This is a genomic window from Shimia litoralis (assembly GCF_005518135.1).
Classification (GTDB): domain Bacteria; phylum Pseudomonadota; class Alphaproteobacteria; order Rhodobacterales; family Rhodobacteraceae; genus Shimia_E; species Shimia_E litoralis.
Genome location: NZ_SULI01000003.1, coordinates 127,553 through 150,403 on the forward strand (window position 1 = coordinate 127,553; position 22,851 = coordinate 150,403).

A 22,851-nucleotide genomic window follows, 5' to 3' on the forward strand; every position below is an offset into this window, starting at 1 on the left:
TCCCAGACCATTTTGGTCTTGTTATTATTCGATGTCCGACCCGAAATTATGCCTGTAGGTCAGAAATTATTCAGGCGCCGGTTCGCCGACGCGCTTGATTTCCCATACTAGCTCTATTCCGCTGTTTTGGAAAACCCTTTTTCTGACTTCTTCGCCGAGTTTTTCGAGGTCTGATGCCGTCGCGCCACCCGCATTTATCAAAAAATTGGAATGCATCTCGCTCATTTGTGCGCCGCCTACGCGCGCCCCCCGCATCCCTGCATCATCAATCAGCTTCCATGCCTTAAGGTCATGCACGTCATCAGCCTTGCCCGTGCTCGAAAATCCAGCCGGATTTCGAAAGGTGCTGCCGGCGGAGCGATCTTTGGTGGGTTGGCTGGCATTCCGCTTGGCCAACTGATCGTCCATCCGCGCGGCCAAGTCGTCTGGCTGCCCACTCGCCCCTTCAAAGGTGGCCTCAACCAAAACCCACCCCGCAGGAAGCTCCGATTGACGATAACCGAACTTCAGGTCCGCGGCGGTCAAGGTCACGATCTTGCCCTGACGGGTCACCGCCTTGGCCGAAACAAAGACGTCTGCCACATACGTGCCATAGCACCCCGCATTCATACACACGCCGCCGCCGACCGCACCGGGAATAGTGCGCAAAAATGTCAGATCGATCCCTGCCTCGGCTGCTTTGCGTGCGACATGCGCATCCAGCGCAGCGGCACCGGCAATCACCCGAGAACCATCGACCTGAATACCATTAAACCCACGCCCTAGCCGGATCACAACGGCACGCATCCCGCCATCACGTACAATCAGGTTGCTGCCGACCCCCATTGGAAACACATCAATGTCGTCTGGCAGAGCATGCAAAAACGCAGCCAGATCGTCGATGTCTGCGGGTTGGAATACCCAATCCGCAGCGCCACCCACACGCAACCACGTCAAATCAGAAAGATTGCGACCCGCGGTCAATTTTCCGCGCACAGTTGGCATGTCACTCATGGGATCGCCCCTTTGTCTGCGATTTTGACCTTATTGCCCTTACCTTGTGAAAGACACAAGCGTTACACCATTACCCTTTGGGTTTCGCCAGATGTTTGCGCACCCAACGCCCCAAATAGATCACGGGCCAGCGCATCACCCACATAGCAGCCAGCAAGAACACCAAGGCAATCCAGACCCCATTTTCCCACCACACATAGGCCAAAATGGGCAGGCCAACGGCGATCATCCCATAGGCAAAGCGCCACAGGTTATCTTTGCTGGGAAACATGGCACGCAGATTTGCCAACACCATCCAGATCAATGCCAAGACAAGCGATGTGTTCATTTTGGTCTCTCCACGCTTTGCCCCTGAAACCGACGGTACAAATACCGCAGCGGATGTCGAAACATCGACACAAATCCAAACAAGGCGGCACAGCCTACGAGCACACCATGGTCCCACGCCAGCCACCCGATCAGAACCGGGGCCGCGAGCAATAGCACCACACCGGGCAGATATTGTCGCTGCATCGGAAACATGGCAACCACACTTGCAAGCAACACCCACACACAGGCCGCAATCAACGATGCCGTCATAGCCGCCAACCCTGTTGCCCGGCAAAAACCGCCCGATGATCAGGCCAAGACAAGACAGTTTGCAAACGCATCACCGACCTATGCCAAACGTTTAGGTAGTCCGTTCGCCCAAGCGCTGATTGTACCAGCCCCAAGACAGACGACCATGTCTCCGGGTTTGGTTTCAGCCCTGACAAGCGCCTCAAGGTCTTCTTCGGTATCCACAGCGACAGCATGGCGATGACCGTGCGCCACAAGTCCTGCTACCAGATCATCGCGGCTGGCCCCTGGGATGGGATCTTCGCCCGCGGCAAACACCTGAGCAATCCCCACGACGTCGGCTTCGTTAAAGCAAGCACAAAAATCTTCGAACAAGCTGTGCAGGCGCGTAAATCTATGAGGTTGATGCACCGCGATGACGCGCCCGTCGCAAGCTTGGCGTGCGGCCTTGAGCACAGCCGCAATTTCCACCGGATGATGCCCATAGTCGTCAATAATCGTCACGCCATCGACTTCGCCCACACGCGTAAAGCGCCGGTTTACACCCCCAAATTTGGCAAGCGCCTCGCGGATTTCGTCACGCTTCATGCCCAGATGCCGCGCCACGGCCACGGCCGACAACGCGTTAGACACATTGTGGTCGCCAGGCATTGGAAGCGAACATCCTTCGATCACTTTGTCTTCGGACTGCAGGCGAATATCAAAATGCGCGACGCCAGCCTTATAGGTCAGGTTCACAGCACGCACGTCTGCTTGTGTATTAAAGCCAAACGTCACGACACGCCGATCCGTGATTTTCCCAACCAACGTTTGCACATCCGGGTCATCGGTACAGCACACAGCCAAACCATAGAACGGAATGTTAGACACAAAATCCAAAAATCCCTGATGCAGGGCCTCTTCGGTCCCCCAATGTTCCATGTGTTCTGGGTCAATATTGGTCACGATCGCAATGGTCGCTGGCAAGCGATTGAATGTGCCATCGGATTCATCTGCCTCGACCACCATCCACTCGCCATCGCCCACGCGGGCATTGGACCCATAGGCATGAATGATACCACCATTGATCACGGTTGGATCAAACTGACCATGATCCAAGAGCGCGGCCACCATCGTGGTGGTGGTCGTCTTGCCATGTGTCCCCGCAACCGCAACATTGGATTTCAACCGCATCAGTTCGGCCAGCATCTCGGCACGTCGCACCACGGGCAAACCCCGCCGTCTGGCCTCGTCAAGTTCTGGATTACCCGGTTTGATCGCGCTCGAGATCACAACAACCTCGGCATTTTCAAGGTTATCCGCGTGCTGCCCCACAAAGAGCGTTGCGCCGTTTTCAACCAAGCGATCTGTGATTTTGCTCGATTTCAGATCAGACCCCTGAACAGTATAGCCGTGGTTCAGCAACACTTCGGCAATGCCAGACATGCCAATACCGCCAATACCGACAAAGTGAATTGCCCCGACATCACCGGGAAGCTTGGTTGCTGCGTTCATATTATTCTTCCTTACTTGCAAGCATCTGGACCATGCCAACCAATGCCTCGGTGGCTTCGGGTTTACCCACGGACAAAGCAGCGCGCGCCATCTGGGTTGCGCCTTGGGCATTGCTGAGAATGAGATGGATTTGTTCTGCCAAAGTCTCGGACGTCAAACGGCTTTCTGGGATCAGCACCGCTGCGCCGGAATCCACCAATCCACGTGCGTTTGCAGTCTGGTGATCCCCCGTTGCAGCGGCATATGGGATCAACACAGATGGGCGCCCGATGACGCTGATGTCTGCGACGCTTGAGGCACCGGATCGGGAAATGACCAATTGGGCCTCACTCATACGCGCAGGAACATCCTGAAAAAACGGCTGAACATCGGCATAAATCCCGTGTTCATCATAAAACTGTCGAACCCGGTCCCCGTCTTCGTCACGGGCTTGATGGCTGACGCGAATATTCTGCAAAAGTTCGGCTGGCAAAGAGGCAATCGCCGCTGGAACCACATCGGACAAGATGCGCGCCCCTTGCGAGCCGCCGATCACAAGCAACGACATCGGATAATCGCCGGGGCTGATATATCCCGACCCAGCGCGATCCAATACGGCCGCCCGCACGGGATTGCCGACGTGCACGCCTTCGATGCCTTCGGGCAACTCTGTTGGCCATGTCCCACAGGCCACGGCATCGACATGTTTGCTAAACAGCTTGTTGACGCGTCCCAAGATGCCATTTTGCTCGTGGATCATCCGTGGCAAACGCAACGCCCATGCGGCAGTCATCGCCGGAATTGTCGGATATCCCCCAAAGCCGACCACAACCTCGGGACGGTCCTTGCGCAGCTTAAGGATCGCTGAAACCACACCACCGAGCACACGTACTGGCACCAGCGCTTTGGCAAAAATTCCACCACGCGCAAAGGTTGCGCTCGAGATCTGTTCGATTTCCACAGAATGTGGGAACCCGCCTGTATAGCGCGCGCCACGAGCGTCCGTAGACAGCTTTACACGCCATCCCTTGCGCAACATGACCTCGGCCAGTGCTTGGGCCGGAAACATATGTCCGCCCGTGCCGCCTGCTGCAATTACCAGCAATGGCTGTCTTTTCATCTAACGTGTCCCCGAAGAATATCACCGATCTCGCCTTGCGGCCGGCTGCGGGTAAACGCCAAAAGCATCCCGACTGCAATACCGCCTGCGATCAAAGATGACCCACCATAACTTACGAACGGCAAGGTCATGCCTTTGGCTGGCAACAGACGCACCGCAACCCCCATATTGATCATCGCCTGAACCCCGAACATGGCGGCAAGTCCGGTGCCCGCCAGTCGAATAAACGGATCGCGCTCGCGCATCAGCCGGAAAAAGGACCGCAACACAATCGCCGCGTATAGGGCAATGACAACAAGCACCAAAATCAGACCGTATTCCTCGGCCGCCACCGCAATAATAAAATCCGTATGCGCATCGGGCAGAGACCATTTCACTTGGCCTTCGCCCACACCAACGCCATACAATCCGCCCTCGCGAATGGCGTTTGTCGCATAGCCAAGCTGTGTGGTCGGATCGACAGACCGATCCAGAAACCCGTCGATGCGGCGGGCAAAGTGTTCGGAATTGGCATAGGCAAAGCGTGCAATCGGATAGATCGACACAATGATCCCCCCAATCAGCATCATCGGTGCGCCAGACACAAAATACATCACAGACCAGCCGAACAAGATCAGGCTGGCTTGGCCAAAATCTGGCTGCATCGCCAGAATGAGAACAATGGTGATCATCAACATAAACGACCACAGACGCCCCGGCGGGCCGTTAATTTCTTCATTGGCCGCCATCAACCAGGCCGCCACGACGACAAACCCGGGCTTCAGAAACTCTGAGGGTTGCAAGCTGGCAAACCCAAGGCTGTACCAACGCATCGCCCCCTTACCAAAGTCAGTTCCAAAAAACGGCAACCCGATCAAGGCGATGAATGTGACACCAAAGCCAAGCACGGCCAAACGGCGCACCAGCGTGGGGCTCATCATAGAGGTTAACATCATGGCGATCATGGCAACCCCGCCGAACACCACTTGGCGTTGGACGTAATGGAACGGTTCAAACCCGTTCTTTGCCGCCAATGGCGGCGACGCGGCCATCCCCAGCAAGATCCCAATACCAAATAACAAAAGGATCGACGTCATCGACCATTTGTCCAGAGTCCGCCACCATTTAGGTAGAATCGGTTCGCCATCCTGCACGGGAAGCGCGCCATACACCATTTCTGTCATCGAAAAACCGCCGAATACTGCCTCAAGTCGCCCGGTTATCCGGGTCTGAGGGTGATTCTAGCACGCAAACCCTATCTTGGGAAGCAAACAGAACATTACACGCGTAATCCTGCCATGACATATGCGGGCCAGGCGAATTCGCAATCCCTGCGTGCGATGGCTTGACCCGCCAAAGCCATTCAGGCAGGTCAGAGCGATGCAATTTGATACAATCATACTTGGTGCCGGAGCCGCCGGACTGATGTGCGCTGCCCATTCGGGTGGCCGCACCGTTGTGCTGGATCATGCCAAAGCGGCGGGCGAAAAAATTCGTATCTCAGGTGGCGGCCGCTGTAACTTTACCAACATGTATGCGGGCCCTGACAACTTTGTGTCGACGAACCCGCATTTCTGCAAATCCGCTCTGAAACGCTATACGCAATGGGATTTCATTGATTTGATTGCGCGATATGGCATCGCCTATCATGAAAAAACGTTGGGCCAGTTGTTTTGCGACAAAAGCGCCAAAGACGTGGTTGCGATGTTGCTGTCAGAAATGGACAAGGTAGGCGCACAACTTCGTTTGAATACCCACATCAAGTCGATATCACACACTGGCACTGAGTTTGTGGTCGAAACCGAAGCGCACGGTGCAAACAAAACCCTGACAGCAGCCAATCTTGTCTTGGCCACAGGCGGCAAATCTATCCCGAAAATGGGGGCCACAGGTTTGGCCTATGACATCGCACGCCAGTTTGGATTGCCGGTGATTGACACACGTGCCGGTCTTGTCCCGTTCACATTTTCAGACGGGCAGTTTACGGCGCTGGCCGGCACCGCCCTGCCCGTGCGTGCCACCGCAAATGGCCAGAGCTTTGACGAGGCCATGCTGTTCACGCATCGCGGCCTGTCTGGTCCGGCAATGTTACAGATCAGTTCTTATTGGCAACAAGGTCAGCCCATCGCGATCAATCTGTTTCCGGACAGTGATCCGTTTGACGCCCTGCGCAGCCGTCGCCAGACCGACGGGCGGCGCTATCTATCAACCGTGTTGGGGTATTTGCTTCCGGCCAAGGTGGCTGACCTGATCGCGACCGATCTTAAGCTGACGGGGAATCTCGCAGATCAAAGTGATATCGCCCTGCGGGCAATTTGTGACCACCTGACCAATTGGACATTGCATCCGACAGGCACCGAAGGCTATCGCACCGCCGAGGTCACGCTTGGCGGCATCGACACGGACGCTTTGTCATCAAAGACCATGGAGGCCAAATCGGTTCCCGGCCTCTATGCCATCGGCGAAGCCGTGGATGTGACCGGATGGTTAGGGGGCTTTAACTTTCAATGGGCATGGTCGTCCGGTTGGGCGGCTGGCACCGCGATACGGGCAAAATTACACTGACCCCAAACCCGCCTGGACCTGCGCGATGAAATCATCGCCGCGTTTTTCAAAGCTGTCATATTGGTCAAAGCTGGCCGCAGCTGGCGCCAACAACACCACATCGCCGTCCTGCGCATCTTCTATGGCACGCCTCACCGCGATCTCCATTGTGCCGCAGACCTCGGCGTCAACACCTGTGAGCTGCATGGCAAATCCTGCTGCCTCGCGCCCGATCACATAGGCCTTGCAGACATTGCCCGCCGCAGCAGGCAAATCACCAAGGCCGCCGTCTTTTTCAAGACCACCACAAATCCAGCGGATATTCTTGAATGCCGCAAGGGCCTTGCATGCGGCATCCACATTGGTGGCTTTGCTGTCGTTCACAAAGGTGACGCCATTTGATACCGCGATAATTTGCGAGCGATGCGGCAAGCCTTCAAAGCTTGCAAACCCGGCTTCGATCACGCGCGGGGCCAGCCCCAATGCCCGACAGGCGGCATAGGCCGCACAGGCATTCTGATGATTATGTGCACCAGGCAGGCCAGGGATCGCACGCAAGTCAATAGACCCAGCCTGTCGTCCTTTGCGGTATTCCGACAAGAACCCCTTTTTCGCAAACACCTGCCAACCGGGCCCGCTCAATTTTTGTGCCACCGAGACTTTGATCACCCGATCATCCGCCGGACCTTCGGACAGTTGCCCTGCAAGGAACAGCCCCTCGGGCTCGTCTACACCAATCACGGCGCGGTCAGGCCCGCCTTCTGCAAATAGGCGTCTCTTGGCTGCGAAATATCCGCCGACCCCCGCGTGTCGATCCAGATGATCCGGAGACAGGTTGGTAAAGACTGCAATGTCAGGCGTCAGATGGCGCGCAAGCTCGGTTTGATAGCTCGACAGTTCCAGAACCACCACGTCGCCGTCTTCGGCGGGCTCAATATCCAGCACGCCGCGCCCGATATTGCCCGCAAGTTGCGTGCGCCGACCTGCCTGATCCAAAACGTGGTGGATCAACGCCGAAGTGGTGGATTTGCCGTTAGAGCCGGTGACAGCAATCACCTTTGGCAGGGTTTCGAAATTGTCCCACTGACGGGTGGCAAACGAACGAAAGAACAAGCCGATATCATTATCAACGGGCACCCCGGCATTCAGCGCAGCCAGCACCACCGGATTGGGCGTCGGATACAGGTGGGGAATGCCCGGGCTGACGATCAAAGTTTTGATGGTGTCAAACGCCCCTTGTTTGAGCAAATCAGAGCAGTCAAACCCTTCGGCTTCTGCCGCATCCCGTGCCGCTGGATTGTCATCCCAACACACAGGCATGGCACCACCAGCCCGCAGAGCCCACGCTGTTGCAAGGCCAGAGCGCCCAAGCCCAAGCACCGCCACGCGCGCACCTTCAAATCCAACCACTGGAATCATGTCTGGCCCTCTCTGATGCGCCACAATTCAATCAGGTCGGACAATGCCTGCCCCGACACGCGGGTGCAAGCCATCCACAGCCCGTTAACGTCAAAACGGCGCGCACAGAGATGTCTGTGCGCGCCGTCATGAGCCCTGCAAAGGGGCCCCAATTCAGATTAGCGGATTTTCAGCGTCGCAAGGCCGATCATGGCGAGGATCACGGAAATAATCCAAAACCGGATCACGATCTGTGGCTCGGACCAACCTTTTTTCTCGTAATGGTGATGGATAGGCGCCATCAAAAACACCCGCTTGCCGGTGCGTTTGAAATACAGCACCTGAATAATCACGCTCAAGGCCTCGAGCACGAAAAGCCCGCCAACGATGCCCAGAACCAACTCGTGCTTGGTAGCAACCGCAATCGCCCCCAATGCTCCGCCAAGCGCCAGCGATCCCGTATCGCCCATAAACACCGCAGCAGGCGGCGCATTATACCACAAGAACCCAAGCCCCCCACCGGCGATACCTGCCGTAAAGATCAAGATTTCGCCCGTGCCGGGTACATAGTGCAAGTCAAGATATTCAGTGAAATCGACACGTCCAACCGCATAGGCGATCACGCCAAGCGTCCCCGCCGCGATCATCACAGGCATAATTGCAAGACCATCAAGACCGTCGGTCAAATTTACCGCGTTGGCGGCCCCGACAATCACGATCATCGCAAAGGGCACATAAAAGAACCCCATGTTCAGCAACACATCTTTGAAGAACGGCAAGGCCAAGTGCATTTGCATCTCTTGCGGTTGCAAATATGTGCCCCACCACGCGGCGATGGCAGCAATTGCAAACCCCAGTGCCAACCGTATCTTGCCGGAAACGCCGTCAGTGTTTTGCTTGGATACCTTAGCATAGTCATCCGCAAAGCCGATCATGCCATAGGACATTGTGACAAACAGCACCAACCAGACAAATCCATTGTCCAGTCGCGCCCAAAGCAGGGTGGACGTAAGCAAAGCCCCAACAATCAACAAACCGCCCATGGTTGGTGTGCCTGCTTTGACAAAATGACCCTCAGGGCCATCGTCACGGATGGGCTGACCCTTGCCTTGTTTACGGCGCAGCACATTGATCAGCGGCCGACCAAACAGAAACCCAAAGATCAAAGCCGTCAGAAACGCCCCACCCGCGCGAAAGGTGATATAGCGAAACAAGTTAAAAAAGTCGCCGCCGTCCGAAAGCTCGGTCAACCAATAGAGCATTTATGCGTCCTCGTTATGTGATTGCGGGGCGGGATGACCCAATTTGCGCACCGCGTCAACAACGCGTCCCAATCCCATCGACAAAGACCCCTTGGCCAGCACACAATCGCCGGCATCAATCAAGTTGTGAACTCGCGTGGCAAGGGCATCACTGCTGTTGACCCATTCGCCGCGCTTGTCTGGCGCAAGCGCATCATACATGTGCTTCATCAACGGCCCGACACAGTGCACAACATCAATATCGGCAATCGCAGGGTGGTCCGCCATCTCGGCGTGCATCGCATTTTCTTGCGGGCCCAGCTCTTTCATATCACCGACAAAGGCGATCCTGCGTCCCTTGCCAATTCGGCCAAGACCGTCACGCGGCTGCGCAGCCGCAAGAACCTCGAGCGCCGCGCCCAAGGAGGTGGGATTTGCGTTATACGCGTCATCAATCAGATCCAGAACCATCTCGGGGTCGCTCGGATCAAGATAGATCAACGCACGGGCACCACGTCCGGTGAACGGCACCCAACGGCCAAGGTCGCCCACAGCCAGCGCCAAATCTGCGCCAAGCGCATCCACCGCCGCCAAAGCCCCCAGCGCGTTCATCGCAAAATGACGCCCCGCACTCTGAATTTTAAACAACAACGGCACGCCATCAAGCGAGGCCTGACACACAGTGGTGTTCCCCGTGATCGTGACGGATGCCAGATGGCAAGCAGGCGCGGTTTGCCCAAACCCGACAATACGCGCGCCGACCTCGGTGGCCTTTGCACGTAGGATGTCCGCAGTATCGATATCCGCATTCAGGACCGCGACGCCACCGGGTTCCAGCCCATCAAACAGCGCCGCCTTTTCGTGGGCGATGCCATCAACATTCTCAAAAGCTTCCAGATGCACTGCTGCAACCGTGGTCACAAGCCCCACATGCGGACGTGCCATGCGCGCCAAGGGTGCAATTTCACCGGGGTGGTTCATGCCGATCTCGATCACGGCAAAGTCAGTATCGGCGGGCATGCGCGCCAACGTCAACGGAACCCCCCAGTGATTGTTATAACTCGCCACAGAGGCGTGGGTGTTGCCTTGGGGGGCCAACATGGCCCGCAGCATTTCCTTGGTCGATGTTTTGCCGACCGATCCGGTCACCGCCACCACGCGGGCTTGGGTGCGTGCACGCGCCGCTTGGCCCAATGCCTCTAGGGCTGTCAGAACGTCATCGACAATCAACAACGGCGCATCCTCAGAGACCCCATCGGGGATATGCGTCACAAGCGCTGCCGCTGCTCCGCTGTCGAGGGCTTGGGACACAAAGTCATGCCCGTCACGTGCCGCACTGAGTGCGACAAACAAATCGCCCTGTTCAAGCGTGCGGGTGTCAATCGACACACCATTGGCCTGCCAATCACGGGTTGCACGCCCACCAGTGGCCTCGGCTGCCGCCTGTGCCGTCCATAAAGTCATGCAAAACCTCCATCCAATGCGGCAACAGCCACAGACGCCTGTTCGCAATCATCAAAGGGCAACACGTCATCCCCGACGATTTGCCCGCTTTCATGGCCTTTGCCAGCAATCAATAACGCATCACCCGGCTGGAGCGCATCAACAGCCCGCAATATGGCCTCGGCGCGGTCTCCAACCTCGGTGGCTTCGGGCGCGCCCTGCATCACCATGGCGCGAATGCTGGCGGGGTCTTCGCTGCGGGGATTATCATCGGTCACAAACACCACATCGGCATTTTGCGCTGCGGCCTGCCCCATCAACGGACGTTTTGCGGTATCCCGATCACCACCAGCACCCACAATCGCCACAAGCCGCCCCATCACATGCGGACGCATCGCCTTAAGCGCGGTTTCAACCGCATCGGGTGTGTGGGCGTAATCCACAAACACCGCAGCCCCGTTGTTGCGCGTGGCAGCCAACTGCATACGCCCGCGTACAGTGGTGAGTTCACCCAAAATTTCGAACACAGACGCAGCAGGTGCGCCACATGCAATGGCCAGCCCCGCCGCAAGCAATACATTTTCGGCTTGGAACCCGCCAATCAGGTTGAGGCGTGCCATATAGGCCTTGCCATCATATGAGAACCGAATGTCCTGTCCGGTGGCGTCAAATCTCTGGGCATCCAAATTTAGGTCCGCACCGCTACGCCCAACCGTGATGACCGTTTGGCCACGCGCCTGTGCCAATGCGGCCATATCAACCCCACGTGCATCATCGATGTTGATCACTGCCGTGCCGCTTTCAGAGAGCACCCGCACGAACAACCCTGCCTTGGCGGCAAAGTAATCCTCAAAAGTTTCGTGGTAATCCAGATGATCTTGGGTGAAATTCGTGAACCCCGCGGCCCGCAGCCGCACACCATCCAAACGGCGCTGTTCTAACCCGTGTGACGATGCCTCCATCGCGGCATAATCCACACCTGCCGCACGGGCTTGTGATAACACGCGATGCAAGGTGATGGGTTCCGGGGTTGTGTGATGCAGCGGGGCCTGAAAATCGCCCTCGACACCAGTGGTGCCCAAGTTCACGGCAGGTTGCCCCAGTTCTTGCCAGATCATACGCAAAAACGTTGCCACTGATGTCTTGCCATTGGTGCCAGTCACTGCGGCTACGACCGCTGGTTGCTCTGCAAACCAAAGTGCGGCGGTATACGCCAGTGTTTGACGCGGATCCTCGGCAATCACCACGGCTGCATCAGACTCTGCCAATTCGGACGCAGCCAGACGCGCGCCCATGGCATCCGTCAAAATGGCAGACGCCCCCATGCGCAATGCGTACTGGATAAACGTGGCCCCATGTACCTGTGTGCCGGGAAGCGCGGCGAACAAGAAACCGTCTTTTACCTGACGACTGTCGACGGCCAGCCCCGTGATCGTCGGATCAAGCCCTTGCGAGGCCGTCAGCCCAAGTTGATGTAGTGGTCTTGCCAATGCCGCGTGTTCTGCTGCCATCTGCTCTGCCCTTTTCGGCGTTAGTTCGATGTCAGCGTTATACCAGCCAGCTGTCCGGGTTCAACTTGTGGACGCATCCCCAACAGAGGCGCAATGCGTTCAATCATTTCTGCGGCCACGGGCACCGCTGTCCAGCCTGCTGTCCGGCGCGGTTTGGGGCCGGATGTCTCGACAGGCTCATCAAGCGTGACGATCAACACGTATTTGGGGTCATGCGCTGGGAAAATGGATGCAAAGGTCGCAATCACCTTGTCATCGTAATACCCGCCCCCGCGCTCTTTGGGTTTATCGGCAGTTCCGGTCTTGCCACCCACAGCATAGCCGGGGACTTCGCCAAAACTTGCGGTCCCTTCGGTCACAACCCGACGCAACATGGTACGGGCCTCGCGTGCCGACGCCTCGGACATCACGCGCGCGCCGTCTTGGGGCAGATCACGCTTGAGCAAGGTGGGCACGATACGCTTGCCACCATTAGCGACAGCCGCATACCCAGCCGCGAGATGCAGCGGGCTTGCTGACAGGCCATGCCCATAAGAAATCGTCATTGCAGAAAGCTCGGACCATTTTGGTGGCAACAATGGCTTGGCGCCACTGGCTTCGATCAATTCAATGCCCGTTGGGTCAAAGAATCCCAGATCGCGCAAAAAGTTCTTTTGCCGTTCTGCCCCAATGGCTTGGGCCATGCGCGCCGTGCCGATATTGGATGACTTTACGATCACTTTGGCCAAGGTCAGCTTGGGGCCATAATTGTGGAAATCCCGAATTTTGAATTTCCCCCAGCGCAGCGGCCCTTGGGTGTTGATCATGGTTGTGGCATTGGCAATGCCAAGATCCATAGCTTGCGCGGCGGCGAAAATCTTAAAGGTCGATCCCAATTCGTACAGCCCTTGCACTGCACGGTTGAACAATGGGCTATCGCTGGCGTTGCCCTCTACGGCCGGACGCGGGCGATCATTGGGATCAAAGTCAGGCAGGCTCGCCATCGCAATCACTTCGCCGGTGTACACATCCATCAAGATGGCCGTGGCCCCTTTGGCATTCATCAACTTCATGCCACCATACAACACGCGTTCCGTCGCGGCCTGGACCGTGAGATCAATCGACAGTGTCAGCGCCTTGCCGCCATTGGCCGGATCCCGCAGCACTTCGTCAAATTGCTTTTCGACACCCGCCACCCCGATGACTTCAGCAGCACGCACATCTTCACGGCCAAACCCGGCACCGCCCAAAATATGCGCCGCCAGTTGCCCGTTCGGATACAAACGCATCTCGCGGGGGCCAAACATCAAACCGGGATCGCCGATATCATGCACCGCCTGCTTTTGCTCCGGGCTGATTTTCTTTTTGATCCAGAGGAACTTGCGTTTGCCGGTAAAATCTTTGGTCAGACGTTCCTGATCCAAATCAGGGAAAATCCGGACCAATTCCTGTGCAGAGCGTTCCTTGTCGACCATGTGATGCGGTTGGGCATACAGCGAATGCGTTTCCAGATTTGTCGCCAGTATTTTGCCGTTCCGGTCCACGATGTCAGCACGCTGTGCCACAATGCGTGTCCCGGCGGCACTTGCCCGAGGTTCCACCGCTTCGGAATGTGAAATCACGCCCATGCGCACGCCTTCGGTGACAAATGCCCCCAAAAACAATACGGCAATCACAAACAAACGCCCTTCGGCACGCGATCTGCCAGTATCGCGCATTTGCTCATGGCGCACCCGAATATTCTCGCGTTCGATGGCGTCAGGGTTTTCACCGCTGTTGCGCGCTTGTAAGATGCGCGCCAAAGGACGCAACGGCGTACGGATCATGGATAATCCTCCGTGCCCGCGGCATCAACAATACCGTCAAAATCCACCTTTTTTGTCGGTGGAAACGCGACTTGATCCACCTTGCCGAATTGATCCGGACGCAAGGGCAGCAACTGTAGACTGTCATAGTTGATTTCCGCCAAATCCCTGAGGCGGCTTGGACGGTTTTGATAGGCCCATTCGGCCCGCAGGACCGCCAAACGCGAGCGTGCCGCGCCAATCTGCCCCTGAAGGGATTCAGTTTCATTGATCACATGTTGCGTGCGATAGTTTTCGCGATAGGCCCATACAGCCAACCCGATCACAGCCAACGCCGTCACAACAAAAACCAAGCTACGCATTATCGATGCCCTCCGACCGTTGGCATCCCGATCAATTTGCTGGCAATCCCCGCGGCTGGGGCCTCGGTGCGCCGCGCCACGCGGAGCTTGGCCGACCGCGAACGCGGGTTGATCGCCAATTCATCATCGTCCGGCCCGACAGCTTTGCGGGTGATCAATTCAAAAGCAGGGATTTCTTTTTCCATTTCGGGGGCATACCGACTGACGCTGCCCGAACGCCCTGCGCGCGCCTGCATGAACCGCTTGACCATGCGATCTTCGATAGAATGAAAGGTCACAACAGCCAATAGGCCACCAGGCTTGAGCGCGCGTTCTGCCGCCATCAAACCGTTGAAAAGCTCGCCATATTCGTCATTCACTGCAATCCGCAGCGCCTGAAAACTGCGGGTGGCTGGGTGGGACTGTTTGGGTTTGGCACGCGGCAAACAGCCTTCGATAATCTCGGTCAACTGCAAGGTCGTCGTGATCGGTGCCGATGCGCGTTCGCGCACGATGGCGCGGGCAATGCGTCGACTGGCGCGCTCTTCACCGTAGTTATATAAAATATTGGCAATCTCGGCTTCGTCTGACGTGTTCACGATATCTGCGGCGCTGGGGCCATCTTGTGACATCCGCATATCCAGCGGCCCGTCACGCATAAAGGAAAACCCGCGTTCGGCCATGTCCAACTGCATCGAGCTCACGCCGAGATCAAGAACGACCCCATCGAGGTCGCTTGCGTATTCGTCCATCCGCGAGAACACACCGGCCACGGTTTCGATCCGATCACCGTATCCATCGATCCACTCGGCGGCCATTTCAAACGCCAACGGATCACGATCGACACCGATAACCTTGTCAGCGCCTGCCTCTAGGAAACCACGCGTATATCCACCTGCCCCAAAGGTTCCATCCAACCAAACGCCCTTGATCGGCGCACATGTGCGCAAAATCGGGCCAAGCAAAACAGGAATATGAGGGGCATCGTCAGAGGGATGGGCCTTGTCAGCCATGGATTATTCCCCCTTCTGCTGATCCAGATAGATTAACGGATCGAAATCATCCGGCAGATCGTCCAGCCATTCTTCGGTTTTGGCCAGTTCGTCCTGTTCGTATGTTTCGGGCTTCCAGATCTGGAACGTGTCGCCAGCGGCAATAAAAAACGCCTCGCCATCCAGATCGATTTTTTGACGTAGCTTTGCAGGCAAAACCAGACGACCGGTTTCATCCACATTGGTGGGGAATGACTGACCATGGAACAGACGCTGCAGCATCTTACGCTCCATAGAGCCGCGCGGCAGCGAGGCGATTTGGTCATCAACCTCGTCGATGGCCTGCATGGTATAACATTCAAGATACGACCGACGGTGATCACCATATACGATCACCAATTCAGGATTGCTGCCAGACTGCCAATTTGGGTCACCAGACTCGAGCACACGGCGAAAAGAGGCCGGGATAGACACCCTGCCCTTTGCATCCACCTTATGGTGGCTTTCACCTCTGAACCTGCGTGCCACTGCTTTGCCGGTCCCTCTCCTGTCCCCGTGTCATGTTGCATTGCCCCAGACGGGAAACGGCGGTTTGATCTGCTGCCACTGATCAAACCGCCGCCCTCGTCCCGTCTTAGCGGGGTGTCCAGCTGCGCGCGCCACCTGGGGGGATGTCTGCTCGCCCGCGCGCCGGATCTCTTGGTTCGATGAAAGCGGGGCCTGTATGAAACCTGACTTTGGAATTCTTAGGGGTCTTTAGCGCCCCGTTTTTTGTATTCCCGTCTTCATCGTGTAAGAGATGTTTGACATGGGATTTGATGGGAATCAATAGTTTATTTTGGGATTTTGATGAAATTTCCTTTGCTGCGCAGCAGCGTAAAGCCCTAATTTTTCTCACAAATTCCAAAGTCACACCACATATATGCGAGAAATCATCAAATAACCACTAAATGTGGACTTCATGAAAATTTGAGCATGTATCCCTCAAATTCCCATTCTCTTTAAAAAATCCAGCCCAATGCTTGAGAGTCGCCTGATTTAAGTGCGTTTAACTCAGAATTCCACCGCTATTTGCGGATCGGTCATCAAGAATATCAACTCAACCCATATCTGTCCCATGATTTCCCGTGGTCGCAATCCCCTGCGAGCAGACACGCGGAAAGCACAGCAATCCACACCACCTCGCCAGAAACAGACGCACCCCTGACACATTCGTCACACCCAAAAGAATTCACCATTTGGGTCGATGCCCTCTTGGCGCAGGCATCTCGCTCGCGTATCCTATGGATGTATCAAATTGCGAAACCAGACATGGCGCGGGCAAAATCGATGACCCTGCATATTCAAACGCAACGGCCTCTAGTGATGCCAAGCGCACGCAAGACAGATTTGCGCACCCAGTTCGGGACGCTTGTGTATCGCGTTCAAAACGACAAAACTCAGGTTCTTCTGATTACGACACGTCGCACCAAACGCTGGTCCATCCCAAAGGGCTGGCCAATGCATGGCCTGACCCCCGCACAAGCTGCAGCGCAAGAGGCTTGGGAAGAGGCGGGCGTTCGCGGGACAGTTTTCGACCAATGCCTTGGCGTGTATGCTTACTCGAAAACCATCAAAACACGGGGGGGACATTTGCCCGTTCCCATTTTGGTGATGGTTTATCCGGTTCAGGCGCGCAAACTCTCGGCCAAATTCCCCGAGGCCGGCCAACGCCGCCGCAAATGGTATAGCCCGAAAAAGGCAGCCGCACGCATCAACGAACCCGAACTCGCCCAAATCATCCGCAACTTTGACGCACGTCATTTGCGCTAGGTTAGGCATTCACCTTGATACCTTTCGGCGAGGCATCTATTTGTGATGGACCTGACACACGTCATTCAAGGGCCGCAACGCAATGATCCAGTATACGCTTAAGTGCTCAAAGGACCATCGGTTCGACAGCTGGTTCCAATCAGCCGCCGCCTTTGACAAGCTAAAGGGTGCCGGCATGGTGTCCTGTGCAATATGTGGCGATACCACGATCGAAAAGGCCATCATGGCCCCGCGCGTACGCCCTGCCCGATCGGCGTCTGTGGCGCCACCACAGGCCGAGACCACAGCACCAACACCCACTCTATCCGCACCGGCAAGCCCTGCGGAACAAGCCGTTGCCGACCTCAAGAAACACGTCGAGGAAAACTCTGATTATGTCGGAGAAAGTTTCGCCAAAGAGGCCCGTGCAATGCATGACGGCGATGCGCCAGAGCGCGCAATCTATGGCGAAGCCAAGCTCGAAGAAGCCAAGGCCTTGATCGAAGACGGAATACCAGTGACCCCACTGCCTTTCCGGCCCGGACGCAAATCGAACTAAAGGACACACCGATGCATGTGATCATCACTGGCGCAAACCGTGGCATTGGCCAAGCCTTGGACGAAAGCTATCGCGCAGCGGGCCATCGCGTCACTGGTACGTCCCGCGCAGGCGGTGAGTTCCTAAAACTGGATGTCACGCAACCGGAAGATCACGCGCAAATGGCGCGGTCTCTGGACAGCACAGCCGTTGATCTTTTGATCTGCAACGCGGGTGTGTATCTGGATAAATCCGAAAGCCTCGCAGACGGGTATGCACCCCAGCTTTGGGCGGACACAATGGCGACAAATGTCACCGGAGTCTTTCAAACAATCCAGAACCTCTTACCCAATTTGCAGCTCTCGGATGCCCCAAAAATCGCGATCATCTCGTCTCAGATGGCGTCACAAGAACGTGCACCCGGCGGGTCATATATCTATCGCGCATCGAAGGCCGCCGCACTGAACCTTGGTCGCAACCTCGCAACTGACCTCAAGCACATTGGTATTGCCGTGGGAATTTACCATCCCGGTTGGGTTCAAACCGATATGGGGGGCGATACCGCCGACATCACCCTGGATGATAGTGTTCCGGGGTTGATCCAGCGGTTTGAGGAACTTGATCTGGCCTCAACCGGATGCTTCCGTACGTGGGATGGACAAACACACCCGTACTAGAGCGCAGGCCACCTGATACCCTAAAGAATTCAATGATTTTTGTCGCATATTTGGTCCTGCGACATGCAGCCCCGCTTGCCAGCATCGCAATGACAGCGTAAACCGCCTCGCAACCAAGCTCCAAGGAAGATCAATGCCTGTTCTTGTGATGAAATTCGGCGGCACATCTGTCGCGACATTGGACCGCATCAAACGCGTCGCCAAGCGCGTCGGCGTTGAGGTCGCAAAAGGCTATGACGTCATCGTCATTGTCTCGGCCATGTCCGGCAAAACCAACGAACTTGTGGGATGGGTCAACGAGACCTCGCCACTGTATGATGCCCGCGAATATGACGCGGTGGTCTCTTCGGGCGAAAATGTCACGGCGGGCCTGATGGCCCTGACCTTGCAAGAAATGGATATTCCGGCCCGAAGCTGGCAAGGCTGGCAAGTCCCCGTTCTGACAACAAGTGCCCATGCGTCTGCGCGCATCGAAGACATCCCCCCGGAAAACATCATGGCCAAGTTCGGTGAAGGCATGCGGGTTGCCGTGGTGGCCGGTTTCCAGGGCATCAGCCCAGAAGGCCGCATTACGACCCTTGGACGCGGCGGATCTGACACAACTGCGGTGGCCTTTGCCGCTGCCTTTGACGCTGTGCGCTGTGATATCTATACCGACGTCGATGGCGTTTACACCACCGACCCACGCGTATCGCCAAAAGCGCGGAAGTTGGACAAAATCGCCTTTGAGGAAATGCTCGAACTGGCATCCCTTGGCGCCAAAGTTCTGCAAACCCGCTCGGTCGAGCTGGCGATGCGGTACAAAGTGAAATTGCGAGTATTGAGCTCGTTTGAAGAACAATCCGACGAAGCAGGCACCTTGGTGTGCGATGAGGAGGAAATCATGGAATCCAACGTAGTGGCCGGTGTTGCCTTTAGCCGTGACGAAGCCAAAATGACGCTCATCTCGGTCGCAGACCGTCCGGGGATCGCCAGCATTATCTTCGGCAAGCTCTCGGACGCGGGCGTCAATGTTGACATGATCGTGCAAAACATTTCGGAAGAAGGTCGCACAGATATGACCTTTAGCTTGCCAACAGATCAGGTAAAACGCGCCGAGATTGCCATGGAAGAACTCAAGGCCGAAGGCGGCTTGAATTTTGGTGAACTGGATGTCGACATGGATGTCGCAAAGGTTTCGGTTGTGGGCATCGGCATGCGGTCGCAATCTGGCGTTGCCGCGAAAATGTTCAAAGTGCTTTCTGATGAAGGTGTGAACATTAAGGTCATTACGACATCGGAAATCAAAATTTCTGTCCTGATAGACCGAAAATACATGGAACTTGCTGTCCAAGCCCTGCATGATGCTTTCGAACTCGAGAAAGCTGCCTGATCAGGGACACCTAACATGTGTGTGCCCTTTTTCTGATCGGGCGCACAACTGGTAGGCGTATATGTCTGAACGAACCCAAACAGAAAGCCGCAAGCTTTTAGGCCGCCTGCGCGAAGCGCTGGCGGAAGACAGCGCAGGCCAAACGCGGCTGGACAACATCACCCAGTTGATTGCATCGTCCATGGGCACAGAGGTGTGCTCGATTTATCTATTCCTCGACGCCGAAACTCTGGAACTCTGCGCAACCGAGGGCCTCAATCCTGAATCTGTCCACCAAACACGCTTGCGGATGGGCGAAGGTCTGGTTGGCCGCGTTGCAAAGACCTCCAAGATTATCAACACCGATGATGCGCCATCAGCCAAAGGTTTCCGGTATATGCCAGAAACCGGCGAAGAGATTTACTCTTCGTTCTGTGGTGTGCCCATTCAACGACTGGGCGACAACCTTGGCGTTCTTGTGGTGCAATCCAAAGACGTCCGAGAGTTTTCAGCAGACGAGACCTACGCCTTGGAAGTTGTGGCGATGGTATTGGCCGAGATGACAGAGTTGGGCGCCTTTGTGGGTGACAATGATGCCATGCACGCGCGCCATCAACAGTCTGTTTTGCTGCGTGGTGCAAGCGCCCAAGAAGGGGCTGCCGAAGGGCATGTTTGGCTGCATGAACCACGCGTCGTTGTGACCAACCCGATTGCGGATGATCCTGACGTCGAGCTGGCACGACTGGACGAAGCCGTCAGCCAATTGCGCGTTGGTGTCGACAAGATGCTGGATGGCGCTGCGGGCGGGGACAAAGAACAGCTTCAGGTCCTAGAGGCATATCGCATGTTTGCGAACTCCAAGGGTTGGATGCGCCGCATGCAACAAGACATCGCTCAAGGGCTGTCAGCAGAAGCCGCCGTCGAAAAAGAGCAAAGCACCGCACGCACCCGTATGGAACAGGTCGCCGATTCATATTTGCGCGAACGCCTGCATGATCTGGATGATCTGTCCAATCGCCTGCTGCGCATTCTGACCGGACAAGGCAGCGAAACGGGTGCAGAGCTTCCGACAGACCCCATCTTGATTGCACGCAATATCGGCCCTGCTGAGCTACTGGAGTATGGGCGCGGCCTAAAGGGCATCGTCCTTGAAGAAGGCTCTGTTGGCAGCCACGCCGCAATTGTCGCCCGTGCGCTGGCGATCCCCTTGGTCATTCACGCCGACAAGATCACCACCGAGGCCCTGAACGGGGACCACATCATGGTGGATGGCGACCAAGGTATCGCGCACCTGCGGCCGGACGAAACCGTTGTGGCGGCCTTTCGCGACAAAATTGCCATGCAGGCGCAGGCGCAAGAACGTTATGCCTCTATTCGCGACAAGTCAGCGACCACAGTGGACGGTATTACAATCAACCTGACCATGAATGCTGGCCTGATGGCGGATCTGCCGTCACTGGAAAATTCAGGCGCTGATGGCGTTGGGCTTTTCCGAACCGAACTTCAGTTTCTTGTGCGCAACAAAATGCCCAAGCGGTCCGAACTTTCGGCGCTGTATGCGCGGGTGATGGATGCGGCTCAGGGCAAGCGGGTGGTGTTTCGAACCCTTGATATCGGGTCGGACAAGGTGCTGCCGTATATGACTCCGCAAGACGAACCGAACCCCGCCATGGGCTGGCGCGCCATTCGGGTAGGCTTGGACAAACCCGGCGTGATGCGCATGCAGCTTCAGGCGCTGTTGCGCGGGGCCAACGGGCGTCCTTTGACGGTCATGTTTCCTTTTGTGGCACAGCATGACGAATATCGTGCCGCAGTGGCTGAAATGGAAAAAGCCAAAGAGCGCGAAGCCGTTTTGGGACATCCGTTGCCGGAAACCATCGAGTTGGGGGCGATGCTTGAAACCCCATCCTTGGGGTTTGCGCCGCAGACCTTTTTCGAAGACGTTGGGTTTCTGTCGATTGGGGGCAACGACCTCAAGCAATTTTTCTTTGCCGCCGATCGCGAAAATGAGCGTGTGCGTAAACGCTATGACACGCTCAACATCAGCTTCCTGTCGTTCCTCGAAGGTATCGTAAACCGATGCCATTCCACAAAAACTCCGCTAAGCTTTTGTGGTGAAGACGCAGGCCGTCCGATCGAAGCGCTGTGCCTTGCGGCCATGGGATTGCGATCTCTGTCCATGCGCCCCGCATCTATTGGCCCGGTCAAAAGCCTGTTGCGCCGGACCAATTTATCGGAGGTGCGCGCCGTTATTGTTCAGGCCCGTGAACGCGGCGATCAGTCAGTAAGACCTGCGGTGATGGAGTATCTAAGGACACAGTCCTAACGCGCTACGTCGTAGAGGGTCCCATCATGCGCTGATTAAGCTCCGCGACCAAGTCTTCGTGGTTGCGGCCGCTTTCGATGGACAAGCGACGCAATCCAAAGTGCACATGCGCGACATTTTGGTAATAGGAAATAAAGGCATAGTTGGTGGCGGCTCCTGTCATTGCGCCAATGACCGGCACCGCTTGCATGGCAATTTTTTGACCAAAGACCACCGCAAGCTTGGGAACCACCTTGGCAATCAAGGTCTGCATCGCACCGCTGCTTAGGGCAAGACGGGTCCCCATAAAGGCAAGGTCAGCCCCGTCATCGCGTGACAAAGGCCCGGCGGCACCAAAAACCTGAACACAATCAAACTGAACGTTCTCAGACTCCGGGTCAAAGCCAAGGCTGACCGCCTCGGCCTGAATGGCACGCAGTAAGACCATCGTCGTCACAGGAAGTTCGACAAGTGCAGACGGCACTCCACCCGCACCACCCGCGGCACCCAGCGCACTCGCCATCGCACGATTGATCCAAGGGGTGCGGTCTCCCACAAGCTTCCGAGAGCCGTGTGCAGCACGCATGGCTTGGTGCAAGGCGGCCTCTGTCGCCGCATCAAGGCCGTCACGTACAGAAGGCGGCAATTGGTCAAATACACTCTCGGCGCGCGTTCCGAGGGCGTTTAAGATTTCGAACCCAACACCCCCAGCATTTTGATAACGCGCCACCAAACGGGACAATTCAGCATCCGCATCCGTGGTAAGATCGGCAGTTTCGGGCAATACGACATGTGACTTCATACCAGACAAG

General features: G+C 56.3%; 21 protein-coding genes. 6 read left to right on the forward strand and 15 right to left on the reverse strand.

The window, feature by feature from the left end:
* Positions 1-66 precede the first annotated feature (66 nt).
* The 6 genes from murB to FAP39_RS04100 all read right to left on the reverse strand — a co-directional run bounded on the left by murB (position 67) and on the right by FAP39_RS04100 (position 5,307).
* The gene (murB, locus tag FAP39_RS04075) at positions 67-993 is read right to left on the reverse strand and encodes a UDP-N-acetylmuramate dehydrogenase (protein ID WP_138015110.1); all 927 of its coding nucleotides are present in this window, start codon (positions 991-993) and stop codon (positions 67-69) included.
* A 70-nt stretch (positions 994-1,063) separates the two neighbouring features.
* A complete protein-coding gene (locus FAP39_RS04080) occupies positions 1,064-1,321 on the reverse strand; it encodes a DUF2484 family protein (RefSeq protein WP_138015111.1) in 258 nt (85 codons plus the stop codon).
* On the reverse strand, positions 1,318-1,572 hold the full coding sequence (locus FAP39_RS04085) for a DUF2484 family protein (protein ID WP_138015112.1): 255 nt from the start codon (positions 1,570-1,572) through the stop codon (positions 1,318-1,320). Before FAP39_RS04085 ends, FAP39_RS04080 begins: the two co-directional genes overlap by 4 nt.
* Positions 1,573-1,650: 78 nt before the next feature.
* Entirely contained in the window at positions 1,651-3,045 is a 1,395-nt protein-coding gene (gene murC, locus FAP39_RS04090) for a UDP-N-acetylmuramate--L-alanine ligase (RefSeq protein WP_138015113.1), read from the reverse strand.
* 1 nt (position 3,046) lies between these two features.
* The gene (murG, locus tag FAP39_RS04095; protein ID WP_138015114.1) at positions 3,047-4,144 is read right to left on the reverse strand and encodes an undecaprenyldiphospho-muramoylpentapeptide beta-N-acetylglucosaminyltransferase; all 1,098 of its coding nucleotides are present in this window, start codon (positions 4,142-4,144) and stop codon (positions 3,047-3,049) included.
* The gene (locus FAP39_RS04100) at positions 4,141-5,307 is read right to left on the reverse strand and encodes a peptidoglycan glycosyltransferase FtsW (RefSeq protein ID WP_138015115.1); all 1,167 of its coding nucleotides are present in this window, start codon (positions 5,305-5,307) and stop codon (positions 4,141-4,143) included. Before FAP39_RS04100 ends, murG begins: the two co-directional genes overlap by 4 nt.
* A gap of 196 nt (positions 5,308-5,503) precedes the next feature.
* On the opposite strand from FAP39_RS04100, the gene FAP39_RS04105 reads away from it, so the two are divergent.
* Positions 5,504-6,688: a BaiN/RdsA family NAD(P)/FAD-dependent oxidoreductase gene (locus tag FAP39_RS04105; RefSeq protein WP_138015116.1), complete on the forward strand. Its 1,185-nt coding sequence runs from the start codon at positions 5,504-5,506 to the stop codon at positions 6,686-6,688.
* Here the strand turns inward: FAP39_RS04105 and murD are convergent.
* The 8 genes from murD to mraZ all read right to left on the reverse strand — a co-directional run bounded on the left by murD (position 6,680) and on the right by mraZ (position 15,905).
* Positions 6,680-8,086 carry a UDP-N-acetylmuramoyl-L-alanine--D-glutamate ligase gene (gene murD / locus FAP39_RS04110; protein WP_138015117.1) on the reverse strand — a complete coding sequence of 469 codons (1,407 nt, stop codon included), beginning with the start codon at positions 8,084-8,086 and terminating at the stop codon, positions 6,680-6,682. The two genes, FAP39_RS04105 and murD, sit on opposite strands and share 9 nt — an antisense overlap.
* Positions 8,087-8,244: 158 nt before the next feature.
* A complete protein-coding gene (gene mraY / locus FAP39_RS04115) occupies positions 8,245-9,327 on the reverse strand; it encodes a phospho-N-acetylmuramoyl-pentapeptide-transferase (protein ID WP_138015118.1) in 1,083 nt (360 codons plus the stop codon).
* On the reverse strand, positions 9,328-10,770 hold the full coding sequence (locus FAP39_RS04120) for a UDP-N-acetylmuramoyl-tripeptide--D-alanyl-D-alanine ligase (RefSeq protein WP_138015119.1): 1,443 nt from the start codon (positions 10,768-10,770) through the stop codon (positions 9,328-9,330).
* Positions 10,767-12,260 carry a UDP-N-acetylmuramoyl-L-alanyl-D-glutamate--2,6-diaminopimelate ligase gene (locus FAP39_RS04125; RefSeq protein ID WP_138015120.1) on the reverse strand — a complete coding sequence of 498 codons (1,494 nt, stop codon included), beginning with the start codon at positions 12,258-12,260 and terminating at the stop codon, positions 10,767-10,769. Before FAP39_RS04125 ends, FAP39_RS04120 begins: the two co-directional genes overlap by 4 nt.
* Before the next feature lie 20 nt (positions 12,261-12,280).
* Positions 12,281-14,065, reverse strand: coding sequence for a peptidoglycan D,D-transpeptidase FtsI family protein (locus FAP39_RS04130; protein ID WP_138015121.1), 1,785 nt, complete (start codon positions 14,063-14,065; stop codon positions 12,281-12,283).
* On the reverse strand, positions 14,062-14,406 hold the full coding sequence (ftsL, locus tag FAP39_RS04135; RefSeq protein ID WP_138015122.1) for a cell division protein FtsL: 345 nt from the start codon (positions 14,404-14,406) through the stop codon (positions 14,062-14,064). Before ftsL ends, FAP39_RS04130 begins: the two co-directional genes overlap by 4 nt.
* Positions 14,406-15,398: a 16S rRNA (cytosine(1402)-N(4))-methyltransferase RsmH gene (gene rsmH / locus FAP39_RS04140; protein ID WP_138015123.1), complete on the reverse strand. Its 993-nt coding sequence runs from the start codon at positions 15,396-15,398 to the stop codon at positions 14,406-14,408. The genes ftsL and rsmH overlap by 1 nt, the downstream gene beginning before the upstream one ends.
* A 3-nt stretch (positions 15,399-15,401) precedes the next feature.
* Positions 15,402-15,905, reverse strand: coding sequence for a division/cell wall cluster transcriptional repressor MraZ (mraZ, locus tag FAP39_RS04145; RefSeq protein ID WP_138015124.1), 504 nt, complete (start codon positions 15,903-15,905; stop codon positions 15,402-15,404).
* Between the two features lie 783 nt (positions 15,906-16,688).
* Here mraZ and FAP39_RS04150 point away from each other — a divergent pair.
* From FAP39_RS04150 to ptsP, 5 genes are all read left to right on the forward strand, one after another.
* Complete coding sequence (locus FAP39_RS04150) at positions 16,689-17,189, forward strand: NUDIX hydrolase (protein ID WP_246058925.1); 501 nt, start codon at positions 16,689-16,691, stop codon at positions 17,187-17,189.
* 82 nt (positions 17,190-17,271) lie between these two features.
* Positions 17,272-17,727, forward strand: a complete 456-nt coding sequence (locus FAP39_RS04155) for a DUF1178 family protein (RefSeq protein ID WP_138015125.1) — start codon at positions 17,272-17,274, stop codon at positions 17,725-17,727.
* 11 nt (positions 17,728-17,738) lie between these two features.
* Entirely contained in the window at positions 17,739-18,383 is a 645-nt protein-coding gene (locus tag FAP39_RS04160; protein WP_138015126.1) for an SDR family NAD(P)-dependent oxidoreductase, read from the forward strand.
* 133 nt (positions 18,384-18,516) lie between these two features.
* Positions 18,517-19,755 (forward strand): aspartate kinase, encoded by a 1,239-nt coding sequence (locus FAP39_RS04165; protein WP_138015127.1) that lies wholly within the window; start codon positions 18,517-18,519, stop codon positions 19,753-19,755.
* Between the two features lie 61 nt (positions 19,756-19,816).
* Complete coding sequence (ptsP, locus tag FAP39_RS04170) at positions 19,817-22,060, forward strand: phosphoenolpyruvate--protein phosphotransferase (protein WP_138015128.1); 2,244 nt, start codon at positions 19,817-19,819, stop codon at positions 22,058-22,060.
* 4 nt (positions 22,061-22,064) lie between these two features.
* On the opposite strand, the gene FAP39_RS04175 is transcribed toward ptsP, so the two are convergent.
* Entirely contained in the window at positions 22,065-22,841 is a 777-nt protein-coding gene (locus FAP39_RS04175) for an EcsC family protein (RefSeq protein WP_138015281.1), read from the reverse strand.
* Between the last annotated feature and the right edge of the window lie 10 nt (positions 22,842-22,851).

Bases quoted from the DNA above. Each gene is read 5' to 3' on its own strand.
- murB (WP_138015110.1), bottom strand. From the start codon at position 993: ATGAGTGACATGCCAACTGTGCGCGGAAAATTGACCGCGGGTCGCAAT.
- FAP39_RS04080 (WP_138015111.1), bottom strand. From the start codon at position 1,321: ATGAACACATCGCTTGTCTTGGCATTGATCTGGATGGTGTTGGCAAAT.
- FAP39_RS04085 (WP_138015112.1), bottom strand. From the start codon at position 1,572: ATGACGGCATCGTTGATTGCGGCCTGTGTGTGGGTGTTGCTTGCAAGT.
- murC (WP_138015113.1), bottom strand. From the start codon at position 3,045: ATGAACGCAGCAACCAAGCTTCCCGGTGATGTCGGGGCAATTCACTTT.
- murG (WP_138015114.1), bottom strand. From the start codon at position 4,144: ATGAAAAGACAGCCATTGCTGGTAATTGCAGCAGGCGGCACGGGCGGA.
- FAP39_RS04100 (WP_138015115.1), bottom strand. From the start codon at position 5,307: ATGACAGAAATGGTGTATGGCGCGCTTCCCGTGCAGGATGGCGAACCG.
- FAP39_RS04105 (WP_138015116.1), top strand. From the start codon at position 5,504: ATGCAATTTGATACAATCATACTTGGTGCCGGAGCCGCCGGACTGATG.
- murD (WP_138015117.1), bottom strand. From the start codon at position 8,086: ATGATTCCAGTGGTTGGATTTGAAGGTGCGCGCGTGGCGGTGCTTGGG.
- mraY (WP_138015118.1), bottom strand. From the start codon at position 9,327: ATGCTCTATTGGTTGACCGAGCTTTCGGACGGCGGCGACTTTTTTAAC.
- FAP39_RS04120 (WP_138015119.1), bottom strand. From the start codon at position 10,770: ATGACTTTATGGACGGCACAGGCGGCAGCCGAGGCCACTGGTGGGCGT.
- FAP39_RS04125 (WP_138015120.1), bottom strand. From the start codon at position 12,260: ATGGCAGCAGAACACGCGGCATTGGCAAGACCACTACATCAACTTGGG.
- FAP39_RS04130 (WP_138015121.1), bottom strand. From the start codon at position 14,065: ATGATCCGTACGCCGTTGCGTCCTTTGGCGCGCATCTTACAAGCGCGC.
- ftsL (WP_138015122.1), bottom strand. From the start codon at position 14,406: ATGCGTAGCTTGGTTTTTGTTGTGACGGCGTTGGCTGTGATCGGGTTG.
- rsmH (WP_138015123.1), bottom strand. From the start codon at position 15,398: ATGGCTGACAAGGCCCATCCCTCTGACGATGCCCCTCATATTCCTGTT.
- FAP39_RS04150 (WP_246058925.1), top strand. From the start codon at position 16,689: ATGGCGCGGGCAAAATCGATGACCCTGCATATTCAAACGCAACGGCCT.
- FAP39_RS04155 (WP_138015125.1), top strand. From the start codon at position 17,272: ATGATCCAGTATACGCTTAAGTGCTCAAAGGACCATCGGTTCGACAGC.
- FAP39_RS04160 (WP_138015126.1), top strand. From the start codon at position 17,739: ATGCATGTGATCATCACTGGCGCAAACCGTGGCATTGGCCAAGCCTTG.
- FAP39_RS04165 (WP_138015127.1), top strand. From the start codon at position 18,517: ATGCCTGTTCTTGTGATGAAATTCGGCGGCACATCTGTCGCGACATTG.
- ptsP (WP_138015128.1), top strand. From the start codon at position 19,817: ATGTCTGAACGAACCCAAACAGAAAGCCGCAAGCTTTTAGGCCGCCTG.
- FAP39_RS04175 (WP_138015281.1), bottom strand. From the start codon at position 22,841: ATGAAGTCACATGTCGTATTGCCCGAAACTGCCGATCTTACCACGGAT.